Genomic DNA, 18,682 nt, shown 5'->3' on the forward strand with positions numbered 1-18,682 from the left:
ACCCCTGAGACAGTGGATCAGCCCAAGATCGCGTAGACCGTGGACGCCCGCGCGGCCGGCTCGGCCGCCCCGTCGGCCGTCAGCGTCACGTCGGAGAAGGCCAGCGTCCGGCCGAGTTTGGAGATGCGTACGTCGATGAGCACGTCCTTGCCCGTCACCGGCCGCTGGAACGTCGTCGACTGCTGCACCGTCGTCATCGGCACGAACCCGCCCCTGGCCGAGGAGATCGCGATGACCGTGGCCGTGTCGGCGGCGGCCATCATGGCCTGGCCACACAGGCCGCCACCCTCTCTGGCCAGCGCGTCGGACCAGGGCAGGCACACCACCGCGTGGCGCTCACCCAGCTCCCGCACGCGCAGCCCGAGCTGCTGGATCCAGGGCGCGAAGTAGTCGCGCAGAATGGCCTCACCGTCTTCTGGAGTCACCCGCCCATCATGCAGGCTGGCAGGCATGAGCGAGGAGACGCGGCGAGAGCCTGTGGATAACGTTCCGCCACGGACGCGCCCTGTGGAAAAGCCGCCTGTGGAAAAGCCGCCTGTGCCGGTTCCGGACGACTCGCCGCCCGTGAGTGAGGTCTTTCTGCCCGCCACGTACGCGCACGCCGTCCCGTACGACCTCTACGACCGGCTGCGTCGGGAAGCCCCCGTCTGCCGGATTCCGGAACCGGCGGTCGGCCCATGGCGCGAGGGGCCCGGATACTGGGGCGTGTTCCGGCACGCCGACGTCAAACACGTGCTGCGCGCGGCCGACGACTTCTCCTCGCACCTGGGCGCCACGCAGATCCGTGACCCCGACACCCCCGCCGACCTGGCCTTCGTGCAGGCGATGATGCTGAACACCGACCCGCCGGACCACTTCCGGCTGCGCGGGATCGTGGCGGCCGCGTTCACGCCGCGCGCGGTGCGGGCGCTGGAGCGGACGATCGCGGAGCGGGCCGCGTCGCTGTTCGCCGCGGGCGCGTGCGACTTCGTGGAGGTCGCCGCCGACCTGCCCGTCTGGACGCTCGCGCACGTCATGGGCGTGCCGGACGAGGACAGGCGGCTGCTGTACGACTGGGCGTCCCGGGTGATCGGCTACCAGGACGCCGACTACGCGGGGCTGTCCACGGCCGACGCCGAGTCGCTCAGCCCGATCGGCCGCCTCGCCACCGCCTCCCGCCCGCGGCTCGGGCCGGGGGTGAACCCCCGCTCCCGGGCGGCATTGGCGGACATGTTCGCGTACGCGCACGCCCTGGCCAAGACCACCCACGGCGAGTCGGTCATGTCGGCCATGAGGGACGGCGGCCTGACCGAGGCGGAGTTCGAGAACATGTTCTTCCTGTTCGCCGTCGCCGGCAACGAGACGCTGCGCAACGGCATCCCCGGCGGCCTGCTCACCCTCCTCGAACACCCCGCCCAGCTGGCCCGGCTGCGCGCCGACCCGACTCTGCTCGGTTCGGCGGTGGAGGAGATGCTGCGGTTCTGGCCGCCGGTCATGGACTTCCGCCGTACGGCCACCCGCGACCTCACACTCGGCGGCCGGAGCATCCGCGCGGGCGAGAAGGTCGTCGTCTACCACGCCTCCGCCAACCGCGATCCGTCCGTCTTCACCGACCCCGACCGGTTCGACATCGCCCGCACCCCGAACGACCACGTCAGCTTCGGCTTCGGCCCGCACTTCTGCCTCGGCGCTCACCTGGCGCGCGTGCAGTTCCGGGCGGTCTTCGCCGAGCTGCTCGCCTGGGACGTCGAGCTCGCGGGGGCGCCCGTCCGCCTCACGTCGAACTTCCAGAACGGGCTCAAACACCTGCCTGTACAGCTGAGACACCGAGGAAAGCCGTTGACCTCCGCCTGACCATGCGCGCCGGTCTCGATGCCTTCGGCGGCAGAACAACAGCACGAGGGAGATGCACGTATTGCTCCGGAAGAAGGCATCGTAAGATTTCCGCCGTGAAGGCTCCCGCAATCATCAAGACCGCCGCCGAGTGGGCTCTGCCGCATTGGACCCGCGGGCAGGCGGGGCGCGAGACGCCGCCCGACCTGTTCAGGGTTCTCTACTACGGCTGGCTGGTGGCGTTCACGTTCAAGGTGCTCGGCGCGACCTGGGACGTCTCCTGGCACTTCAAGTGGCTGCGCGACGACCTGGCGCCGCCGCACCTGCTCAACTCCGTCGGCACGGCCCTGGCCCTCGCGCTGACCGTGATCCACGGCTACACCGGCTTCGGCGTGGACAAGGCGGCGCTCCGGCTGATCCAGTGGGGCACCGGCATATTCCTCGTCGCGGTGCCGCTGGACCTGATCAACCACCGGGTCAACGGCCTGGACATCACCTCGTGGAGCCCGTCCCACCTCATGCTGTACGGCGGCTCGTTCTTCATGATCGCCGGGGTGATCCGCGGCTGGTTCATGGGCGCGCCGCCCGGCAGGGAACGCACGGTCATGCTGGGCGCGTTCTTCGCGTTCTTCCTGGAGAACGTGCACTTCCCCGAACAGCACCAGGAATACGGCATCCTGTCGAGCGGCGCCTGGGACAACGGCGTCAAATACGCCGAGCCCATCCTGCTGCGGTTCGCCGCCGACCAGATGGGCCGTCCGGTCGACCGGGTGATGATGACCAACTTCACCCTTCCCGTGCCGGACTTCCTCTATCCGGTGTACGCGGTGGTCGTCGGCGTGACCGTGCTGGTCGTGGCCCGGATGATGATCGGCAGGTTCGGGGCGGCGACACTGGTGGCCGGCTCCTACCTGGCCTTCAGGACGGTGGCCTGGCCGTTGCTCACGTTCACCAACTTCCCGCCGTCCGCGCTGCCGTACTTCCTGGTGATCGCCGGTATCTGCGTGGACCTCGCGTTCGCCGTACGGTTGCCCATGCGGGGTCTGGCGCCGGTGCGCGCGGTGCTCGGGGCGGCCGTGGCGACGGCCGCCGTCTACGGCGCGCTGACCGCGCAGAGCTCGATCATGGGAGCGGTGTACGGCGCGCTGAAGAGGCAGACCGGCCTGCTCGGCGCGCCGCCCCTGGTCCCGTCGTCGGCCGTCTGGGCCGGGGCGGGGCTGATGATCGCCTGGCTGGTCTGCGAGTGGCTCGCGACGCGGCGTCAGCCGATCGAGGCCCGGGTGATCGCGACCGCCACGCCGTAGGCCATCCCCATCAGGGCCACCTCGGCGGCCACCCAGCCGACCACGGCCGTGGGCTCGGCGCGGCGGATCAGCGGCAACAGCCGGAACCTGATGTGCCCGGCCAGCGGCACCAGCAGCGCGGTGAGCGTCAGCTTCACCACCACGAGCACCCCGTAGTGACTGGTCACGATGGCGCCCGGCAGCTCCACGCCGGGCGTCAGCGCCATCGTGCCGAGCCCGGTGATCAGCCCGGACAGGCCGACCAGCAGCAGGCAGACGGTCGCCATCCTGGAGAAGCGCAGCAGCGCAGCGGCCAGCAGCGACGGGTGCGGCGCGACGAACACCGCCACCGCCACCAGCCCGCCCGCCCACGCCGCCGCGCCCATCACATGCGTCTCCATCGCGATCATGATGGGGTCGTGCCAGACGGAGTTGACCGCGTGACCGGTCACCGGAATCGGCAGCAGGCCGAACAGCGCCACGATGATCCGCAGCTCGGCGGGAACCTTCTCGCCGAACCGCACGGCCATCAGCCCGATGCCCGCCGCCACCAGCGCGCACGCGGCGCTGAACAGCAAGCCTTGCCCGGTGCCGACACCGTCGACGTAGGCGGCGATCATGCCGACCGTGGGCAGGCCGCCCGGGTTCAGCTCGGCGGTCTGGAACACGATCGTCAGCAGCGCGCAGACCGCCCACGCCCACGCGGCGGTGACGGTGAGTGGCCGCGTCCTGCGCAGGACCGGCTCGGTCAGGTCCGGCGCGTCGAAGCCGAGCAGCTTGGGCACCAGGCTCAGCCCCACCACGGCCACGGCCGCCAGATCGAGCAGCACCCGTACGATCGGCAGCCCGTACGCCACGACCGGCCCCGGCATCGGGATGCCCGGCACCGCCTCCTGGGCGGTGAACGTGCTGGCCGCCACGGCGGCGACGATCGCGCACACCGTGAACGCCCCGACCACCCACCGCCCGCCGACCCGCTGCCTGGGGGGCGCGGTGATCGTCACGCGCCCGCCCTCTCGCCGTCGCGCGCCTCACCATCACGCGCCTCACCCTCGGATGTCAGGCTGTCGGCGGGGGCCGGGGTGCGGGCGCGGCGCAGCGACACGGCCGTGCCGGCGGCCAGCACCAGCAGCGCCCCCACGATCCAGACCACGGCCATCCCCGCCCCGCCGTTCGCCGCCGCCTCGGCGGCCTCGGCTCCGGCGTCCCCGGTGCCGCCCTTGACGGCGTCCTGCGTCGCGGCGCCCTCCTGTACGGCCGTGGCGCCCGCCGCGAGGGTGAAGCCGATCTTGCCGGTGACCGGATGCCCGTCGGCCGACAGGATCCGGTAGCCCACCACGTAGGCCCCGGCCGTCCGCAGCGGCTTGACCTTGATCGACACCTTCTCGGCGGCGACCTCGGCCGTCCCGTCGGCCCACGCCGTGCCGTCGGCCCCGGTCACGCCCACCTGCGCGTATCCCTGGCGTACCGCCTGGTCGAACACGAGGGTGATCCGCCCGGGCGCGGCGCTCAGTGTCGCCCCGTCCTTGGGGTCGCTGCCGACCAGCACGTTGTGCGCTCGCGCCGGGAGGGCGACGCCCACCCCGGCGAAGGCGAGCAGCAGGATCACGACCAGCCGTCTCACCGAACTCGTCAAGTCTCGTCGCCGGGTGAGCCGGTGAACCGTGCCCCTCAACGCGACCTCCTCTTTACCGTCGAACTCATCACCCTCGAACGAGAGCGGACGCCAACAGAAACCCGAATATCGTCTCACCATGACGAACCTGTTCGGCGGTGCCGCCCCCTTCTACGCCAAGTACCGGGCCGGACACGGGGAGGAGGCGATCGGTTGCCTGGCACGGGCGTTCGGCCCCGGCAGCGGGGTGCTCGACCTCGGCTGCGGCCCCGTTACGGTGGCGATCCCGCTGGCGGAGGCCGTGCGCGAGGTGATCGCCGTGGACCCGGACGCGGGCATGCTGGCCGAGGGCAGGCGCCTCGCCGCCGGTGCGCCGAACATCCGCTGGTTGTCCGGTGACTCCACGACATTGGCCGCCTTGCCGCCGTTCGACGACGTCGTCATGGGCCGATCGTTCCACTGGATGGACCGCAGGGCCGTACTCGCCGAGCTGGACCTGCTGCTGCCGCCGGACGGGGCGGTGGCTCTGATCGGCCCCTCCCGCGACCCCGGCGAGCACGCGTGGGAGCCGGTCGTGCGGGAGGTGCGCGCCGAGTTCGCGGTGAACGAGTTCATGGCGGCCAACTCCTTCCAGGCCAGCGGGGAGCACCATGACGACGTGCTCGCGACTCGCCGTTCGACCGGCTGGAGTCGAGCGTCTTGAATTCCCTGTGGTTCCCTGAAGGAATCAGGCAACTCGGACAGGCGTAGCCTGCTTTGGGCTGCCCCCGTGCTCGGCAAGCGTGAGCACGGGGGCGGCTTTGGCGTGGTGGAAGCCGGTCCGATGGTGAGAATTCCTGACATACCCTGTCCGGTACGGCTGGTGCCGTCCCGGCTTGGGTGCATGGCCCGCCGGACGCTGTCCACCGCTGGTGGGCGGTGGGGCGGGCACCGTGCGCCGGTCGGGCACACGGCTGAAAGTCATCGGGTTGTCTGGCGAGCTGTTTCGTGAGTTGGCTGACGTGGTGCGGGTGGGCCGTTTCGGGGTGGGGCGGTTCTTGGCTCTGTCGCGATCGCAAGCGGGCAGACTCAGCGACACCGCAGGCAACGATGCGGCGAGCACCCCACCGACCCATGACACGCCCTCGGGCCGATCATGCTCGGCCCGGCCGAACCGCCGCCAACCAAGAGGAAACCTTGACAGATCACGGCGGATGTTCAGGCTTTCATAGCGAATATGAGCAGCAGTTCATAGCCTGTTCGAAAGGCGGTTGACCTGGGACCTCGACGCCGTGATCGGGCTGCAGCTGTCGTACTCGTACACCACTCCCGACAGGTTCGGCGCCAGGGTGACGGAGTTCACCGAAGCGGTCCGGCGGGTGCTCCTGGTCGCCAACCCGTCGGGCGTGTGGGAAGAGCGGGCGACCACCGAAGTGCTGGTCGCCCGCCGCTCCTAAAGCTCGTCGCGCCCGAAGCCCCTCAGGCCCAGATGCCCATGACCTGCCAGATCGGCCGGGTGAGTGCGTTCACCAGGCCGATCTCGGTGCACAGCTCGCGCGTCTTGCCCACCGAGTCGCGGATCTCCCGCTTGGCCGCCGGGTTGCGCAGGTACACCTCGGTCACCACGTCACGCGGGATGGCGAACCGTCTGATCATCGGCCCCGGTGGCGCCAGCATGATCCTGGCCATGATCCCCAGGATGATCGGCGAGGCGACACCCAGCATGAGGCGCCGGTAGCGCGGCATCCTCGGCACCCGGTTGCGCAGGTAGTGCCGGGCGAAGGAGATGTGCCTGGCCTCCTCCGCGATGTGGATGCGCATGATCGTCTCTTCGAGCGGGTGGTGGACCCGGTCGTCCTTGAGCACCTTGCGCTGGACGTGGTCGATCGGGTCCTCGCCGCCGAGCACGAACACGAAGAACAGCTCGGTCGAGATCAGCGGGATCCAGGGGGCGACCTGGGCGAGCAGGCTGAGCGGCCCCGGCATGCCGCGCACCGGGAGCTTCGTCCGGTTGACGAACTCCTGGAACATCATCCCGTGATGTCCCTCTTCGATGGTCTCGTGGTAGACGTAGCGGAATTCGGGTGACCCGTTCGGCAGCCGGTAGGCGTAGTTGAGCAGGCCGCGCTTGAGCAGGTTCTCGAACTGCAGCCCGATCTTCATCGCCGTGGCCAGCCGCCACAGCCCGATCCTGGCCCGCGTCTCGGGGGAGCGGCTTTGGTACCACGGGTGGGCGCCGAGCTTGTCCACCTGCGGCAGTTCCCAGCGAGGATCGGTCTGGTCGACGAGGAACTCCGGATCCTCCCAGGGGATGTCCTTGTACGGCTCCCAGTGCTTGTCGACCGACGCCTTCGACAGGCGCTGGATGACCGCCTCGTAGGCGCTCCGGTCGGCGACCCGCTCGTCGGTCTCCCTGGCGGTGGTAGAGCTCGGTGCGCGTGTCATCGCCTGCTCCTCTCCTCGCCCGGTAATTGTACGAAGCATCCAATAAGAGGGGAAGAGTGACGCCAGTCACAGGTCGTCCGGGTTCAGGCCGACCTCGGCGGCGGCCGTCGCACGGAGGAGCCGGGTGGCCCAGCGGCGCGACACGACCTTGGGGTGCACGTGGATCTGGATGGCCAGCCCGTCGAGCAACGCGAAGATCCGCCAGGTGGACTCCTCGGGATCGGGGCAGACGAAGTCGCCCGACGCCACACCGGCTTCGATGATCCCGCGTAGCATCGTCCTGCCCCGCAGGTCGAGCCGTCGCGCGGTCTGTTCGAGCTCCTTGTTGCGCATGGACTCCGACCAGGCGTCGATCCACAGCCGCCAGCCATCGGAGGAGCCCGCGGGGGAGGAGCGGCGCAACAGCGCGCGCAGCCGCTCGCGCGGTGTGCCCGGCGAGTGCTCGATGGCGTCCAGGGTGTCGAGATGCATCCGGGCGGCAAAGGCGAACGCCTGCGCGAACAGCTCGTCCTTGGTCTCGAAGTGGTAGAACAGCAGGGCCTGGCTCACGCCGGCGGCTCTGGCTATGTCGATCGTCCTGGTATGCCCGAACCCCTGCTCGGCGATCACTTCGCAGGCCGTCTTCAGTAAATCTTCGCGCCGTAATCGGCTGAAACCCCGTGTCACAGCGGGCCACTTTAACTACTAGCCCGGGGGATTTGTAGGACAAACCGGGCGCCGATGTCGGAATCTTCGACCGTGAGAGTACCACCGTGCGCCGTGGCGATCTCGCGGGCGATGGGCAGCCCGAGCCCCGTGCCCCCCGCGTCGCGGTTGCGTGAGGCGTCCAGTCGGGTGAACCGGCGGAAGACGTTCTCGCGCTGATCCGGCGCGATCCCCGCGCCGTCGTCCAGGACCTCCAGTACGCCCCAGTCGTCCCGCTCGCCGACGGTCACGGTGATCGTGGACTCGGCGTGCCGCTCGGCGTTGTCGAGCAGGTTCGCCAGCAGGCGGGTCAGGCGCAGCGGGTCACCGGTCACCACCACCGGACGCAGCTCCAGCTCCACGCGCTTGCCGGGCGGCCGGCGGGCCAGCTCCTCCTCGACCAGCTCGGCCAGGTTCACGTCGGCGCCCAGGCCGGGCGCGCCCGCGTCGAGCTTGGCCAGCGTCAGCAGGTCGGTGACGATGGCCTGCAGCCGGTCGAGGCTCGACAGCAGGGCCACGGCGGTGCGCGGCCAGTCGGCCTCGTCCGGATGGAGCATGGCCTCCTCGATCTGGGTGCGCATCGCGGTGAGCGGGGTACGCAGGTCGTGCGAGGCGTCGGCGGCGAACCTGCGCTCCTGCTGGACCGCGTGCTCCAGCCGGTCCAGGGTCTGGTTCACGGTCCGGGCGAGGTCGTCGAGCTCGTCGCGGTGCGGCAAGGGCGGCACCCGGCGGCCCAGGTCCGTGGCGGTGATCTCGGCCAGCTCGGTCTTGATGTCCGTGACGGGCCGCAGCGCCTTGACCACCGTCATCCTGGCTACGTACGCCGAGATCGCGGAGAGCAGCAGCACGGCGAGCAGCACGCCCACCACATAGAGCGGGCTGATGTACCAGGGGACGGCCGGGATGTAGGCGCAGACCGTCCAGAACGCCGACCCGACCGGCACCCGGTACCCCACGACGATCAGGCATTTCACGCCCGGCACCCGGTCGGTGCAGACCGTGGCGTCCAGGCGGTTGTCGTCGCCCGTGGAGGTGTCGCTGATGAGCGGCGGATAACCCAGCAGCCTCGGGCTGGCCTGCCGTACCGTGCCGTGGTCGTCGATCACCTGGAGGAGATCGACGTCCTCGGTGCTCGCCACGGGCCTCATCCGCTCGGGCGCGGACCGCTGAACGCTGACCGCGACCCGGCGGGCCGCGCTGGCCGCGTGGTCGATCTGGTACCCGGTGAGCACGCTGTGCGCGAGCGGTGTGATGAGCACCGCGGTGACGAAGTAGCCGACCAGCGTCGACAGCAGGGCGGCCATCGTCATCCGGCGCCGCACCGACCATCTGGCGAACACCGCTCAGCCTTCCACGATGGGGGTCCGAGGGAGCCGCACCACGAAACGGGCGCCGCGGTCGGAGTCCTCCAGGGTCAGGGTGCCGCCGTGGGCCAGCGCGATCTCGCGGGCGATGGCCAGCCCCAGCCCGGTGCCGCAGGCGTCGCGCTCGCGCGCGGCGCTCAGCCGGGTGAAGCGCTGGAACACCACCTCCCGCTGGTCCGGCGCGATGCCCGCGCCGTCGTCCACGATCTCGATCACGGCCGTCTCATCGTCGTGCCGTACGGTCACCGCGACCTGGGACTCGGCATGGCGCTCCGCGTTGTCCAGCAGATTGGTGAGCAGGCGGGCCAGCCGGACCGGGTCGCCCATGACGGTCACGCCCGGCTCCAGCGTGGTGATCACCGGCTTGGACCGCCGCCCGGCTGTCTCGGCGCCGACCAGCTCGGCCAGGTCGACGGGCTCGCGGACGGCGGGGGCGCCCGCGTCGAGCTGGGCCAGCGTCAGCAGGTCGCCGACGATGGCCTGGAGGCGATCCAGGCTGCCCAGCAGCGCCACCCCGGTCCGCTGCCAGTCGGCGTCGCCGGGGTACAGCATGGCCTCTTCGACCTGCGCGCGCATGGCGGTGATGGGGCTGCGCAGGTCGTGCGAGACGTCGGCGACGAACCTGCGCTGCCGCTCGGCCGCGTACTCCAGCCGGTCGACCGGCCGGAGCGTCCTGGCCACCACCCGGGACACGCCGAACCAGGTCAGCGCCACCAGCGCGAGAGAGTCGCCGCCCAGGAACCCCAGCATGGCCGGATGGACGTACCGCGGCACCGTGGCCCCGGCCGCGTAGATCAGCCAGTCGCCGCCCCGCTCGTAGACGCGCAGGACGGTCAGGATCTCGCACCGGCCGGGGAAGTCGGGCAGGTCGCACGCGACCCGGGTGCGGTTGGCGTTGTCGGCGTCGGGTGTCCACTCGCTCATGCGCGGGCGGCCGGTCAGGTTCGCCGTCGTGGACACCACGCGTCCGGCCGAGTCGACGACCTGGATCCCGTCCACCTCGCCGCTGATGACCGGAGGCAGCTCATGGCGCTTGACCAGGTGCACCACGCGCAGGGCGGCGGTGAGCACCTCGTTGGTGCGGCGCCCGACCGCTGTGGTGTGCACCGCGTGCAGCGCGAGCGCGCTGACCACGACGCACAGCAGCGCCATGGCGACGCTCGCGAACAGCGTCAGCCGCGCACGCACGGACCGCCCGAACCGTGTGACCACGCCTTTCCCCCCGGCGATCAGCCGATCACACCTAGTAGCCCCCATCCTAATTAACGGAGATTCGGCGACAAATCCGGATAAAACGCCAACCGAATGGCGCTCTATGCGTGCCGCATTCGGCTGGTTAGAGTAAGTGAGCACTGATGTCAGGGAGACGATGTGAACCTTGATGAGTATCGGCATGCCGCCAGGGCCTGGCTCCTCGAAAACGCTCCGGCCGGTGACTCCCCGGAGGCCGACCCGGTCGCCAGGGCCAAGGACTTCATGGCCCGGCTCTACGACGCCGGATACTCCGGCATCACCTGGCCGGCCCGCTGGGGCGGTCAGGGGCTGACGCAGGCGGAGGAGCGCGCGTTCGCCGCCGCGGCCCGTGACTTCACCTTGCCCACCTACGTCTTCTCGATCGGCCTGGGCATGACGGGCCCGACGCTGGTCGACCGGGGCACCGACGAGCAGCGCGAACGCTTCGTCCGGCCGCTGCTGCGCGGCGAGGAGATCTGGTGCCAGCTCTTCTCGGAGCCCGGCGCGGGCAGCGACGTGGCCAGCCTGCAGACCAGGGCCGTACGCGACGGCGACGACTGGATCGTCAACGGCCAGAAGGTCTGGACCTCGGTCGCCCACCACGCCGACTGGGGGCTGCTGCTGGCCCGCACCGACGTCGAGGTGCCCAAGCACAAGGGCCTGACCATGTTCGTGGTCGACATGCGCCATCCGGGCGTCACGATCCGGCCGCTCAAAGACATGACCGGCCGGGCCAACTTCAACGAGATCTTCTTCGACGACGTCCCCATCCCCGACGCGCACCGCGTCGGCGAGGTCAACGACGGCTGGAGCGTGGCCGTCACGACGCTCCTGCACGAGCGGCTGTCGATCTCGGCGGGCGTCGGCATGGGCCAGGGCAAGGACGACCCCACCTCCCTGGCGGCGCTGCGCCAGGTGGTCGACACCACCGACCCGCTGGTCAGGGACGAGCTGGTCGAGCTGCACATCCGCTCGCGGGCGCTCGCCCTGTTCAACCAGCGCCTCTCCCAGGAGACCAAGGCGGGCATCTTCCCCGGTGCCCGCGGCAGCGCCGCCAAGCTGCTGCTGGCCGAGCTGTACCTGTACCAGGCCGACCTCGCGACCCGGCTCGTCGGGCCCGAGGCGGTCGTCGGCGGCCACCCGCTGGCGCAGGCGATCTCCATGGCGCCCGGCATGTCGCTGGGCGGCGGCACCAACGAGATCATGCGCAACATCATCGGCGACCGCGTGCTGAACCTGCCGCCCGAGCCGCGGGTGGACAAGACCGTGCCGTTCAAGGACCTGAAGGTGGGGACGCAGGGGTGAAGCTCGTACTCAGCCAGGAGCAGCAGGAGCTCCGCGCCGCCGTCCGCTCGTTCCTGGCCGCCGCCTCGCCGCTGACCAAGGTCCGCGAGGGTTACGACCGGGAGGTGTACGCGCGGCTGAACGGCGAGCTCGGCTTGTCCGGGCTGATCATCCCGGAGGAGTACGGCGGGGCGGGCGCGGGCTTCGCGGAGCTGGCCGTGGCGCTGGAGGAGACGGGCGCCGCGCTGCTGCCCGGACCCTTCCTGGCCACGGCGTTCGCCACGATCGCGCTGTCCCGGGTGCCGGACAAGGAGCTGCTGACCGCCATCGCCGAAGGCCGGATCGCCGCCACACTCGCCACCGGCCCGCTCGACCGGGTGCTCAACGGGATGGAGGCCGACGTCCTGCTGCTGCGCGAGGGCGGGGTCCTGACGGCCGTCGACCTCACCGCGCCCGGCGTCACCAGGACCGCCCTGGAGACGCTCGACCTGACCCGCGGCCAGGCCCGCGTGGAGCCGGCCGGCGTGCCCCGCCGTGAGCTCGGCCCGCTGCCGGACGGCGTCGACGACCTGCTCGCCGTGGCGCTGGCGGCCGAGCAGCTGGGCGTGCTGCGCGCCGCGCTGGCCGCCATCGTCGCCTACGCCAAGATCAGGGTCGCCTTCGGCCGCTACATCGGCTCCTACCAGGGGGTCAAGCACAAGCTCGCCGACATGCACTGCAAGCTGGAGCAGGCCGAGTCCATCGTCCGCTTCGCCGCCTGGGCCGCCGACGAGTCGCCGGAGGAGCTGCCCGCCGCCGCCGCGCTCGCCCAGGCGTACGTGGGGCGGGCCTGTTTCGAGGTGGCTCGCGACCACCTGCTGCTGTACGGCGGCATCGGCTACACCTGGGAGCACGACGCGCACCTGTTCTACAAACGGGCCAAGGCCGACGAAGTGCTGCTCGGCCCGCCCCGAATCCACCGGGCCCGCCTCGCCGAGCTGCTGGAGCTGTGATGGACATCAGCGGACTTCCCGGCTTCTACGCGATCGCCGCCGCCGACCCGGACCGGCTCGCGGTCATCGACGTGGACGGGTCCCGGACCACGTACGGCGAGCTGCTCGCCCGGGTCAACCAGGTGTCGCACGGCCTGCGCGCCCGTGGGCTGACCGACCGTGACGTGGTGGCCGGCGTGCTGCCGAACGGCCTCGACGCGGTGATCATGATCATGGCGACCGGGCAGATCGGCCTCTACTACGTGCCGATCAACTGGCATCTCACCGAGGCGGAGGTGGCCTACATCCTGGCGGACTGCGACGCGAAGATCGTGGTCACCGCCGACGGCCACGTACCCGGGAGCGAGATCGGCACGGCCGGGCTGGCCGAGGGGCAGCCCACGGACGCGCCCGGCGGGCGGGCCGGCGGGGCCGTCATGTGGTACACCTCCGGCACCACCGGCTTCCCCAAAGGCGTGCAGCGGCCGCTGTCCGGCGCCGAGCCCGAGGCGGTCGTCCCGCTCTATGCCTGGTTTCTCGGCGAGATCGTCGACCTGGTGCCGGGGGAGGCCGTGCACCTGGTCACCTCGCCGATGTACCACTCGGCGCCGTGCGCCCACACGCAGTTCGCGCTGCATCTCGGCCACACCGTGGTGATCACGCCGCGCTTCGAGCCGGAGAACATCCTGGAGCTGGTCGAGCGCCACCAGGTGACGAACGCGATGATGGTCCCGACCATGTTCCACCGGATGCTGCGGCTGTCGGAGGAGGTCAAAGCGCGCTACGACGTGTCGAGCCTGCGGCAGGTCATCCACACCGGAGCGGCCTGCCCGGTCGCGGTCAAGCAGGGGATCATGGACTGGTGGGGGCCGGTGCTCTACGAGTACTACGGCTCGACCGAGTCGACGATCGCCTTCTCGGTCAAGCCGCACGACTGGCTGGCCCGGCCTGGCACCGTGGGCAAGCCGGCGCCCACCTTCGAGGTCAGGATCCTCGACGAGGCCGGCCAGGAGCTGCCGACCGGCGAGCCCGGCATGATCTACGTCAAGTCCAGCCTGGGCACCTTCGAATACCGCAAGGACCCGGCGAAGACGGCCGCCAGCATGCGCGGCGAGTGGTACACCCCCGGCGACATCGGCTACCTCGACAAGGACGGCTTCCTGTTCCTGTGCGACCGGCGCACCGACCTGATCGTCTCCGGCGGGGTCAACATTTACCCGGCCGAGATCGAGGCCGCGCTGCTGGAGCACCCCCTCGTGGCGGACGTGGCCGTCATCGGGGTGCCCGACGAGGAGTGGGGGCACAGCGTGGTCGCCCTCGTCCAGCCGGTGGCGGGCGTCACGGGCGACCCCGAGCTCACCGCCGAGCTGCTGCGGCACTGCGAGCCGCGCATCGCCCGGTTCAAGCACCCGAAGGTGATCCAATACCGGGACGCGCTGCCCCGCACGCCGACGGGGAAGCTGTCACGGTCCAAGGTCAGGCAGGAGTACCTCGACTCGCGGTGAAGACCAGCTCGTCGGTGTACCCCTTCTCGTCGCCCAGGTAGAACCGGGTCGACAGCGTGCGGTCGGCCGGGTCGAAGACCGTGCTCCAGACCGTGCGGAACGGCAGCGCCGGGTCCGGCCGCACCGCCAGCAGGCTCGCGCGCAGGTCCTCGGGTGACATCAGCGCGCCCTTGCTCCGCTCGTACAGCGAACGCAGCCGCCCGTACGTCTGGAAGCTCGACTCGGTGTCCTCGGGCAGGTTCATCGGGTCGGGGTTGCGGTGCAGGAGGTGGTTGGTGACGCAGAGCGGCGCGTCGCCGAACTCGATGATGTGCTCCGCGCCGTCCCGGCCGCGCTCCCACACGAACGCCCGGCCCTGCGCGTCGGCGACGAGGTAGTGCAGCGGCACGCCGTGGTCGTACTGCTTGGCGCCGAGGAGCGCCTGCTTGGCCTGCTCCACGTTCTCGCAGGTGTCGACGACGAACCGGGGCAACTGCGTGCTGCCCACCCCCACCTGCGGCGAGACGCTCTGCGGCGGCTCGGCGGTGGAGAAGTCGGCGATGAGCAGCATGACGACCAGACCGGCCTCGTTGACGCCGTCCATGCAGCCGTCGAGTTCGGACATCGTGATGACGGTGGAGGCCAGGCCGGTGTCGGGCACCGTGGTGATCACGTACGGCCTGGACGACATCGGCAGCTCGCCGGGCCGGGCGGCCTGGCCCATGATCTCGCTGGTGGTCGTGGTGAAGAAGTCGTAGTTGCGGCCCACCCTGCCGTGGCCGTCGGTGCCGGCGGACGGCGGGCACCACAGCGCCGAGCAGCCCGAGCCCGCGGGGATGTAACCAAGCCCGTCGAGGGCCAGCTCGTCCTGGTCGGGGTCGAGCCCGAGTGCCGCGGCGGCGCCGTCCATGCGGGCGTGGTGCTGGGGCCAGTGCCGCTCGAACCAGGTCCGGCGGGCCCGGTTGACGGCGGGGTCGGCGGGCGTCGGCGCCCAGCCGAGCCTGAGGGCCTCCTCGGTGAGCGCCCGGCCGATCTCGACCTGGCTGCCGTGGAGGGTCAGGTGGCGGACGAGCTGGAAGTCGTTCCGGCCGCCCGCGATCTGCGTCATGTTCTTCATGACCGCCAGGCTGCCGCCGGGCGCTGACCGTTCTCCTACCGCCCGCTGACGGTCTCCATCAGCGACGTACGGCGCGTCGGTAGCGATCCGCCAGGAGCAGTACGTGCTCGGCCAGCTCCGGCGGGTCGAGCACCTCGAAGTCCACCCCGATGAACCCGATCCACACGGCCATCCCCGGCAGGTCGTCGCCGCTCAGCCTGACCAGGCAGGTGGCCTCGTCGACCGGCTCGATGTCCAGCTTCAGCGGCGACCGGCGCATCACCTCGGCCGGGCTGTGCAGCAGCACCGTCGCGTGATAGCGCCACATCGCGGTGGTCACGCCCTTCTCCACCCACGCGGCCACGTCACCGTCGCCGGGCAGCTCGCGGGGCGTGAACCGGGGTCCCGTGGCCGGTGTTCGCAGCAGGAGGCGGTCTACCCGGAACGTCCGCCAATCCCGCCGCTCGACGTCATAGCCGACCAGGTACCACCGGCCGCGCCGGTGCACGAGCCGGTGCGGCTCGGCGTCGCGCATGGCCGAGGAGCCGTCGTGGCCGGTGTAGTCGAAGCGGAGCCGCTCGTGGTCGCGGGCGGCGTTGGCGATCGTGGTCAGCACCTCGGGCGCCACCGACGGGGCGTCGCCGGGGACCTGCACCGTGTAGGTGTTCAGGGCGTTGACCCGGCGCCGCAGCCGCGACGGCAGCACCTGCTCCAGCTTGGCCAGGGCGCGTACCGAGGTCTCCTCGATGCCCTGGACGCCGCCGCCCGCCGCGCGGCCGAGACCGACGGCCACCGCGACGGCCTCCTCGTCGTCGAGCAGCAGCGGCGGCAGCGCGGCCCCGGCGCCGAGCCGGTAGCCGCCCGCGACACCCGGCGTGGCGTGCACGGGGTAGCCGAGGCTGCGCAGCCGCTCGACGTCGTTGCGGATCGTCCTGGTGGAGACCCCGAGCCGCGTGGACAGCTCGGGGCCCGACCAGTCCTTGTGCGCCTGGAGCAGGGACAGCAGCTTGAGCAGGCGGGCCGAGGTGTCGAGCATGCCTGCCAGTCTGCCCGCCATCGCGGAAAGCCTGGTTCCGCGATGGGGGGATTCAGCCGAACAGTTTGTTCGCCTGCTGGATCACCGTCAGCACCGTGAGTGTGCCGAAGAAGGCGATCGACCAGACGAGCGCGCCCAGCCGGTACGACCTGACCTTGAGGGCTTCCGGCAGCGACCGGCGGTTCAGCACGATCAGCAGGATCGAGTACACGAACATCATCACCGCCGCGAAACTGGCTGAGAACACCAGCAGGATCAGCGGCTGGTCGAACCCGAGCAGCAGGATCACGACGCCGAGCAGCGCCATCGCCCACACGATGAAGAAGTACACGCGGTTCTCGGAAATGGCCCTGTCCCGCAGGTAAATGGTCTTCAGCGCGTCGGAGGCCAGCCGGGAGGTGTAGTCGACGATGCCCATGGCCGAGGCGAACAGCGACAGCGCCCCGATCACCCAGAACAGCACGCCGAACCACGGCCCCACCGACGCCTTCAGCGCCTCGCCCTCGACCTGCAGGAACCCGATGCCGTTGGCCAGCCCCGGCTTACCGAACACCGTGGAGTAGGCGAGCATCGACATCAGCGCGATCGTCAGGAACGACACCAGCGCGAACGTGGCCGCCTGCTCGATGTTCGCGAAGCGCCACCACTGCTGCCATCGGGCCAGGTTCTCCCTGGTCGGGGCGAACTGGAAGCCCGTCGACGCGGCCGCCTCCTCCTGGCCGGTGACCGGGCTGACCAGGCGCGGCACGTACAGGCCCATGCCGAAGCCCTTGTCGCGGATCCAGTTGCTCTGGCACAGGTTCTGGCCGCCGCCCGCGCCCGCGTACGCGATCGCGCCCATCAGCACCGCGAACTCCAGCGGCGGCACCGGGAACTCCGCCCCGACGCTCAGGCCCTTGCCCAGCTCGATCCAGCTCTCGGCGTTGATGGCGAACAGGATCGCGACAATGGCGAGCGTCGCCACCAGGGCGATCTTCACGAAGATCACCCGTTCCAGCATGGTGTAGATGACGGGCGCCATCGTCAGGCCGATCGCGATCACCAGCAGCATGCCGATCGCGATCCAGCGCACGCTGCCGGCGCCCGTGCCGGTCAGGTAGGTCATCATCGTGGCCGACGTGGTCACCCAGCCGGGCCACAGGTTCGAGCAGAGCGTCATCACGACGAAGACGAGGCTCCAGTGCTTCCACATCCTGCTGAAACCGGTCAGCGCGGTCTCGCCGGTGGCCAGCGTGTAGCGCTCGATCTCCATGTTGAGGAACCACTGGGTGATGATGCCGATCGCGGCGCCCCAGATGAAGACCAGGCCGACCTGGGAGGCGATGTACGGCCAGAGGATGAACTCGCCGGACGCCAGCCCGACCCCCGCGCCGACCAGGCCGGGGCCGATGATGCGCCAACTCGATCGGGGAGGCTCCGGAAGGTCTCGGACGGCGACGGGGGGTAGGACTCGCGCAGGAACGGTCGGGGTGAATTCCGCCATGCGGATCTCCTTGTTCGACGTGCGTAAGCGCCACATTACAGAGATCCGAAAGCCGAGTGGAATAGGTAGTCAGTCCATTTCGATCACATATTCCCCGTCGTCGGTGAACCCGGTGACACGTTCGCCCGACCCCATCAGCCCGCCGAGCACTTCCCGCAGCGCCAGCCGCCACGCGCGGGCCGCCTCAGGGTCCTCACGGCGCAGCGTCTCGATGTCGTACGGCGTCGCCACCAGCACCACCGGTCCGTCGGCCAGGCCGATCACCGGCCGATTCCCGGCCACTTCCACCCCCCGCGTGTACGGCCCGGCGGACGGCTCCGGCGGCGACTCCCTCAACCGCCAGACGGCGAGCAGCCGGTCGGAGGCGTCCCCCTCGTTGATCGCGTCGGCCATGACGCCGTAGAAGTCCTCCAGGTACCGCTCCGGCCGGGCGCCCAGCTTGGTCAGGTTGAAGCGGGCGTTCCTGCGTACGAGCGGGTCGAAGGTCCAGGTGACCTTCTCCAGCCCGCGCTCCAGGCACCAGGCCCGCTGGTGCAGCTTGAGCGCGTAGCCGATGCCGCGCCCGATCACCGCCCCGGTCACGTGCGAGTGCAATGTCCGGTCCGCCGCGAGGAAGCCCACCGAGGCCCCGACCAGCCGGTCGCCCTCGTAGGCTCCGGCTACGTAACCGCCCGTGTGGGCGAAGCCGATCATCAGCTCCACCGGCACGGGCGCGTTGCGCGGGTCGGGGTGCCAGATGTCGTCGTACAGCCGGTAGACCTCCTGGAAATCGTGGATCTCGCGCAGCTCGCGGATCGTCACACCGGTCTTCTCGGCCGCTTCGCGGGCGGCGGCCGCTTCCGCACTCGTCATTGCGGATTTCTACCCGCCGCAGGTCAGACCAGCCATCCTGAGCGGTGTCTCTACGCGGAGC

General features: G+C 70.5%; 18 protein-coding genes. 7 read left to right on the forward strand and 11 right to left on the reverse strand.

Going from position 1 to position 18,682, the window contains the following annotated elements:
* Nucleotides 1-17 precede the first annotated feature (17 nt).
* On the reverse strand, nt 18-425 hold the full coding sequence (locus ACIBO2_RS37535) for a PaaI family thioesterase (protein WP_225289115.1): 408 nt from the start codon (nt 423-425) through the stop codon (nt 18-20).
* A gap of 139 nt (nt 426-564) precedes the next feature.
* Between ACIBO2_RS37535 and ACIBO2_RS37540 the strand changes: the two genes are divergently transcribed.
* Nucleotides 565-1,833: a cytochrome P450 gene (locus tag ACIBO2_RS37540; protein ID WP_358545267.1), complete on the forward strand. Its 1,269-nt coding sequence runs from the start codon at nt 565-567 to the stop codon at nt 1,831-1,833.
* 95 nt (nt 1,834-1,928) lie between these two features.
* On the forward strand, nt 1,929-3,116 hold the full coding sequence (locus tag ACIBO2_RS37545) for a hypothetical protein (protein WP_358545269.1): 1,188 nt from the start codon (nt 1,929-1,931) through the stop codon (nt 3,114-3,116).
* Here ACIBO2_RS37545 and ACIBO2_RS37550 read toward each other — a convergent pair.
* Nucleotides 3,074-4,099: a CopD family protein gene (locus ACIBO2_RS37550; protein ID WP_358545271.1), complete on the reverse strand. Its 1,026-nt coding sequence runs from the start codon at nt 4,097-4,099 to the stop codon at nt 3,074-3,076. The two genes, ACIBO2_RS37545 and ACIBO2_RS37550, sit on opposite strands and share 43 nt — an antisense overlap.
* Nucleotides 4,096-4,719, reverse strand: coding sequence for a copper resistance protein CopC (locus tag ACIBO2_RS37555; protein WP_397303151.1), 624 nt, complete (start codon nt 4,717-4,719; stop codon nt 4,096-4,098). The genes ACIBO2_RS37550 and ACIBO2_RS37555 overlap by 4 nt, the downstream gene beginning before the upstream one ends.
* 130 nt (nt 4,720-4,849) lie before the next feature.
* Between ACIBO2_RS37555 and ACIBO2_RS37560 the strand changes: the two genes are divergently transcribed.
* Both ACIBO2_RS37560 and ACIBO2_RS37565 read left to right on the forward strand, forming a co-directional pair.
* The gene (locus ACIBO2_RS37560) at nt 4,850-5,413 is read left to right on the forward strand and encodes a class I SAM-dependent methyltransferase (protein ID WP_397303154.1); all 564 of its coding nucleotides are present in this window, start codon (nt 4,850-4,852) and stop codon (nt 5,411-5,413) included.
* 547 nt (nt 5,414-5,960) lie between these two features.
* Nucleotides 5,961-6,146, forward strand: a complete 186-nt coding sequence (locus ACIBO2_RS37565; protein ID WP_358545277.1) for a hypothetical protein — start codon at nt 5,961-5,963, stop codon at nt 6,144-6,146.
* Nucleotides 6,147-6,168: 22 nt separating this feature from the next.
* Here the strand turns inward: ACIBO2_RS37565 and ACIBO2_RS37570 are convergent, their stop codons facing one another.
* The 4 genes from ACIBO2_RS37570 to ACIBO2_RS37585 form a co-directional block, all read right to left on the reverse strand.
* Nucleotides 6,169-7,134, reverse strand: coding sequence for a diiron oxygenase (locus ACIBO2_RS37570; RefSeq protein ID WP_358545279.1), 966 nt, complete (start codon nt 7,132-7,134; stop codon nt 6,169-6,171).
* Nucleotides 7,135-7,200: 66 nt separating this feature from the next.
* Nucleotides 7,201-7,800, reverse strand: coding sequence for a TetR/AcrR family transcriptional regulator (locus ACIBO2_RS37575; RefSeq protein WP_358545281.1), 600 nt, complete (start codon nt 7,798-7,800; stop codon nt 7,201-7,203).
* An 11-nt stretch (nt 7,801-7,811) separates the two neighbouring features.
* Nucleotides 7,812-9,158 carry a sensor histidine kinase gene (locus ACIBO2_RS37580; protein ID WP_397303159.1) on the reverse strand — a complete coding sequence of 449 codons (1,347 nt, stop codon included), beginning with the start codon at nt 9,156-9,158 and terminating at the stop codon, nt 7,812-7,814.
* Nucleotides 9,159-9,161: 3 nt separating this feature from the next.
* Complete coding sequence (locus tag ACIBO2_RS37585) at nt 9,162-10,394, reverse strand: HAMP domain-containing sensor histidine kinase (RefSeq protein ID WP_358545285.1); 1,233 nt, start codon at nt 10,392-10,394, stop codon at nt 9,162-9,164.
* Nucleotides 10,395-10,553: 159 nt separating this feature from the next.
* Between ACIBO2_RS37585 and ACIBO2_RS37590 the strand changes: the two genes are divergently transcribed.
* Genes ACIBO2_RS37590 through ACIBO2_RS37600 form a run of 3 tightly spaced genes read left to right on the forward strand, consistent with a single transcriptional unit; the run spans nt 10,554 to nt 14,175 of the window.
* The gene (locus ACIBO2_RS37590; protein ID WP_357642247.1) at nt 10,554-11,720 is read left to right on the forward strand and encodes an acyl-CoA dehydrogenase family protein; all 1,167 of its coding nucleotides are present in this window, start codon (nt 10,554-10,556) and stop codon (nt 11,718-11,720) included.
* The gene (locus ACIBO2_RS37595) at nt 11,717-12,691 is read left to right on the forward strand and encodes an acyl-CoA dehydrogenase family protein (RefSeq protein ID WP_358545287.1); all 975 of its coding nucleotides are present in this window, start codon (nt 11,717-11,719) and stop codon (nt 12,689-12,691) included. The genes ACIBO2_RS37590 and ACIBO2_RS37595 overlap by 4 nt, the downstream gene beginning before the upstream one ends.
* The gene (locus ACIBO2_RS37600) at nt 12,691-14,175 is read left to right on the forward strand and encodes an AMP-binding protein (protein WP_358545289.1); all 1,485 of its coding nucleotides are present in this window, start codon (nt 12,691-12,693) and stop codon (nt 14,173-14,175) included. The genes ACIBO2_RS37595 and ACIBO2_RS37600 overlap by 1 nt, the downstream gene beginning before the upstream one ends.
* On the opposite strand, the gene ACIBO2_RS37605 is transcribed toward ACIBO2_RS37600, so the two are convergent.
* The 4 genes from ACIBO2_RS37605 to ACIBO2_RS37620 all read right to left on the reverse strand — a co-directional run bounded on the left by ACIBO2_RS37605 (nt 14,147) and on the right by ACIBO2_RS37620 (nt 18,621).
* Nucleotides 14,147-15,271 (reverse strand): C45 family autoproteolytic acyltransferase/hydolase, encoded by a 1,125-nt coding sequence (locus ACIBO2_RS37605; RefSeq protein WP_397303163.1) that lies wholly within the window; start codon nt 15,269-15,271, stop codon nt 14,147-14,149. The genes ACIBO2_RS37600 and ACIBO2_RS37605 overlap by 29 nt on opposite strands.
* Nucleotides 15,272-15,329: 58 nt before the next feature.
* Nucleotides 15,330-16,286 (reverse strand): WYL domain-containing protein, encoded by a 957-nt coding sequence (locus ACIBO2_RS37610; protein ID WP_358545317.1) that lies wholly within the window; start codon nt 16,284-16,286, stop codon nt 15,330-15,332.
* A gap of 52 nt (nt 16,287-16,338) precedes the next feature.
* Entirely contained in the window at nt 16,339-17,769 is a 1,431-nt protein-coding gene (locus ACIBO2_RS37615; RefSeq protein ID WP_397303166.1) for an Nramp family divalent metal transporter, read from the reverse strand.
* 69 nt (nt 17,770-17,838) lie between these two features.
* Nucleotides 17,839-18,621, reverse strand: coding sequence for a GNAT family N-acetyltransferase (locus ACIBO2_RS37620; protein ID WP_358545294.1), 783 nt, complete (start codon nt 18,619-18,621; stop codon nt 17,839-17,841).
* Nucleotides 18,622-18,682 lie beyond the last annotated feature (61 nt).

The sequence above is a fragment of the Nonomuraea sp. NPDC050022 genome (assembly GCF_044460705.1).
Classification (GTDB): Bacteria; Actinomycetota; Actinomycetes; order Streptosporangiales; family Streptosporangiaceae; genus Nonomuraea.

What these genes read in the sequence shown, in the direction of transcription:
- ACIBO2_RS37560 (WP_397303154.1), top strand. Translation starts at nt 4,850, where the DNA reads ATGACGAACCTGTTCGGCGGTGCCGCCCCCTTCTACGCCAAGTACCGG.
- ACIBO2_RS37570 (WP_358545279.1), bottom strand. Translation starts at nt 7,134, where the DNA reads ATGACACGCGCACCGAGCTCTACCACCGCCAGGGAGACCGACGAGCGG.
- ACIBO2_RS37600 (WP_358545289.1), top strand. Translation starts at nt 12,691, where the DNA reads ATGGACATCAGCGGACTTCCCGGCTTCTACGCGATCGCCGCCGCCGAC.
- ACIBO2_RS37605 (WP_397303163.1), bottom strand. Translation starts at nt 15,271, where the DNA reads ATGAAGAACATGACGCAGATCGCGGGCGGCCGGAACGACTTCCAGCTC.
- ACIBO2_RS37610 (WP_358545317.1), bottom strand. Translation starts at nt 16,286, where the DNA reads ATGCTCGACACCTCGGCCCGCCTGCTCAAGCTGCTGTCCCTGCTCCAG.
- ACIBO2_RS37615 (WP_397303166.1), bottom strand. Translation starts at nt 17,769, where the DNA reads ATGGCGGAATTCACCCCGACCGTTCCTGCGCGAGTCCTACCCCCCGTC.
- ACIBO2_RS37620 (WP_358545294.1), bottom strand. Translation starts at nt 18,621, where the DNA reads ATGACGAGTGCGGAAGCGGCCGCCGCCCGCGAAGCGGCCGAGAAGACC.